Source organism: Aneurinibacillus tyrosinisolvens (assembly GCF_001015055.1).
GTDB classification, from domain to species: Bacteria; Bacillota; Bacilli; order Aneurinibacillales; family Aneurinibacillaceae; genus Aneurinibacillus_A; species Aneurinibacillus_A tyrosinisolvens.
The window spans coordinates 1-545 of sequence record NZ_BBWZ01000134.1; the positions used below are offsets into that span (position 1 = coordinate 1).

Below are 545 nucleotides of genomic sequence, written 5' to 3' on the forward strand. Positions count from 1 at the left end.
AAATAATTAATTTTGTTACATTTGGTGACAGGAGGAGCCGTTTTGTTTGGAGTCAAAGATTTTTTGCTAAATATGTTGTTTATCATTCTTGTTATCTTTGCTTACCAGATCTTTTGGGCAGACAAAATAAAAGGAATGGAGAAAAAGGAGAAGGAGCAAAACAAATATATTATTATTGTCCTATGTGGAATCGCAATCATTTTATGTATGACATTCCCTGTGTTATATGCAGCCGGCTATAATTATGATTTGAGAAAAATCCCTTTGCTCATCGGTATTTTTTATGGTGGATACACAGCAGGGATTTTTCTAACAGTTGTGATAATAGTATACCGCTTCTTTTTAGGGGGCGACGGGGTAATAAATACAATAGTGATCTATCCAGTTCTTACCTGTATTGCTTTTGCCTTCCTACCACGATTTAAAAGATATACGCTAAAGCAAAAGTTTTTTCTTCCCTCTATTCTCGCATGTAGCATTTCCTTTTTTCCAGAAGCTTTAGCAAAACTTCTAGGTATAGTTCCTTTTGCAGGTGAGCCTATTGA

The 545-nt window shown here is 35.0% G+C and carries 1 protein-coding gene; it reads left to right on the forward strand.

From position 1 onward, the window contains the following. Positions 1-42: 42 nt before the first annotated feature. On the forward strand, positions 43-545 hold a 503-nt coding region (locus tag MBEAL2_RS28690), incomplete at its 3' end, for a LytS/YhcK type 5TM receptor domain-containing protein (protein ID WP_304511132.1).